Raw genomic sequence first — 2,583 nt, 5'->3', positions numbered from 1 at the left:
AGTCCAGTCTCTGCCGAGACTTCCGTTAGCTCCGGAAAGCAGGGCAGTGATCTGTTCTTCAAGGTTCTCGCCATCCTGCTTTGCCTTGCGGCCGCCGCCGTGCGATGACATGAGGCCGTTGATCCCTTTTTCCTGATAGGCCTTTTTTCATTTGGCAACGGTACGCTCATGCACCTGAAAACGGGCGGCTATTTCCTTGTTGCTGCTTTCTTCAGCGCACGCCATAACTATTCTTATGCGTTCAGCCAGAGCTTCATCAGCACGGGCCAGATTGGATTTTAACGTCTCCAATTCCTCAGGGGAAAACTTGAGCGGTTTGGCTGCTCGGGGCATAAGATCATCTCCATGAAAATACAGGTCAGCGGGGGACAGAACAGCGGCATTTATTGAGAGCCGGACACTCATTGAGAGATTATAGCCAAACGCTGACGCTGTAAAAAAGCAATATGCAATTCTGCCGGCTGTTTGTTAGCAATGTTCGCATAAATGCGCGGATTTTAGGCTGGGGGATTTAAGGCTGGCTGGCTGATTTTTGATAATGCCGTTTTTGAGCATGCTCGGGATAAGTAAAAAATGTGACACGATCTGAAAAATAAATATTTATTTGTCGCAATACGAGGGCTTATTCTCGAAAACTTTGTTTTGTTGCCGCTATGATCTTAAGAGAATGCTTTCCTGTAACGATTTTCCGAAATTGGTTAAGGCTGTGCGATTCATCTCTCGCGGCTAAGCTTACAGAATACCGCTCAGAAGCTCAATACAGATTCCGGAGTGATTTCCGGGAACGTTTGGCGCTTGCCTGATATCAGCATGCAGATGCTGGACGCAAAGGGGGACAACAATGAACAGTCATCGTGTGAACGGTTTTACTTTGATAGAACTCGTGGTGGTAATTGTAATTCTGGGCATTCTGGCGGCAACGGCAGCCCCGAAGTTCATGGATCTGCAGAGGGATGCCAGGATTTCCAAGCTGAACGGTCTCAAGGCCGCCATTCGCAGCGCGGAAAACCTGACCCGGAGCAAGGCCATTATTGCCGGTCTGGAAAAATATCCGGCCATTAATAGCAGCAGTGATATTAAGTTTGTATGTGTAGACGGCGCGGCCACCGATACCTGCAATAAAAATAACGGCGTTGCGGTTTCCTTCGGTTATCCGGCTGTTCTTAACAATTCTGCTGCCGGCAAGGAATCCGGGATTCTCCGAGCCTTGGATCTTGATGCAGTTGATGCCGATACGGTAACTGACTCCGCTACGAGACGCCAGCATGACTGGCAGTACCGGATAAAGGTATGGGAGAGCGGGGTGGTGCAGATTTTAATTGGCCTGTCAGATATTGACCTCCCGGCGGCCTATGAAACTGAAAACGGTCATGAGGGCGGCGCTGTCAAGGAGTCGTCTCAGGGATGTTATGTTGTGTATGATAATCCCTATGAGGGCGCCAACGGCTCTGTGACGCGCATGACGGTGATTGTTGACGGCAAGTGCTGATTTAGTCTCCTGATGACGCTCGGATAAGACAAACTGAGGCGGAGATGTCTCAGCAGGAGCGAATCAAGGAGTTCGGGAAGATCTGAGCAATTAAATGCCGCGCTGATCTTTCCCGTAAAAGGCACTGTTCAGGTTCTTATGGGGGAACGCCGAGTTCCCCCTTCTTGTGTCTTATCCCGCGCAAATTACGCTGGCTGGGCCGGCAAATTGAAAGGTCTTCATGTCGATGATGGCCGGGCTTGTGTTTTCCGAAAGGTGTTGCGGGATTTGGTCTTTGTTTTCCGGTGCTTTTTGGTGATGGCATCGGGATCTTCAACGAATCCCTTCTCTCAGAAGCTGCTTTCCCGTATAGGTGATGCTGGTGAGCGCTCCTCCGTGGTTCGAATACCCCGCGGACAGTCGTTACGGGGGTTAATGTCCGGGGCGGCAAATTCCTTCTCTGTATCAAGGCGTGATTTCCCGTCAGGGAAGTTCTGAAAGTTCCTTTTTACGATTGCCGCTTCTTCGTGTACCGGCACGGGCTCATCTCCATCCCTCCGGCGGCAGTAGTACACTCGGAATCTCCAACCAGTTAGGTATCCCTGTTCAAAGCACTTTTTCGAGGTAATGAGTGACTATCTTTACCGTTCCTGATCGCTGATTACGCCCGATCCTGACGAATCTTTCCGGAATTTTCTGATTGCCTTGTCCGATGAATTCTGATCCTCTGCCCGGGGCGAACGAGATATCCGCTCCTCTGCCCTCTGGTATCTGGATACTCCCGGACACAGCCCCTCACAATCAATGCAGGCACAAAGCCTGATGGGTGCAGTCGTTCATTTTGATCTCCGTAAAATAAAAAAGGATCTCGCGGTGAGATCCTTTGGCGATGAATGTGTGATATTCGGTACCGTGTTTTTAGAAGCCTTTTTGCAGTGCTAATCGGTAGTTATTGCAGCCGTTTTGAGATCCTAAATCACAGGCTTTTTTGAAATAGCTTTTGGCTGTGGTGGGATTATGACGTACTCCGTTACCTCTTGCATATAAAAGACCTAAATTGTTGCATGCGTCGCCTTCTTTAAGTTTGCAGCCTTTTTCATAAAAGGTTTTAGCTC

General features: G+C 49.3%; 3 protein-coding genes. 1 reads left to right on the top strand and 2 read right to left on the bottom strand.

Annotated elements, in window-relative coordinates; genetic code table 11:
* Window positions 1-147: 147 nt before the first annotated feature.
* Window positions 148-291 (bottom strand): helix-turn-helix domain-containing protein, encoded by a 144-nt coding sequence (locus tag ACJROR_RS13080; RefSeq protein WP_406547463.1) that lies wholly within the window; start codon window positions 289-291, stop codon window positions 148-150.
* Window positions 292-841: 550 nt separating this feature from the next.
* Here ACJROR_RS13080 and ACJROR_RS13075 point away from each other — a divergent pair.
* Window positions 842-1,489 (top strand): Tfp pilus assembly protein FimT/FimU, encoded by a 648-nt coding sequence (locus ACJROR_RS13075; protein ID WP_406547461.1) that lies wholly within the window; start codon window positions 842-844, stop codon window positions 1,487-1,489.
* Between the two features lie 897 nt (window positions 1,490-2,386).
* On the opposite strand, the gene ACJROR_RS13070 is transcribed toward ACJROR_RS13075, so the two are convergent.
* A partial coding sequence (locus ACJROR_RS13070; RefSeq protein ID WP_406547459.1) for a tetratricopeptide repeat protein occupies window positions 2,387-2,583 on the bottom strand: 197 nt, incomplete at its 5' end.

Source organism: Succinimonas sp., from assembly GCF_045225735.1.
Taxonomy (GTDB): Bacteria; Pseudomonadota; Gammaproteobacteria; order Enterobacterales; family Succinivibrionaceae; genus Succinimonas.
This window is presented reverse-complemented; position numbering and strand designations above follow the sequence as displayed.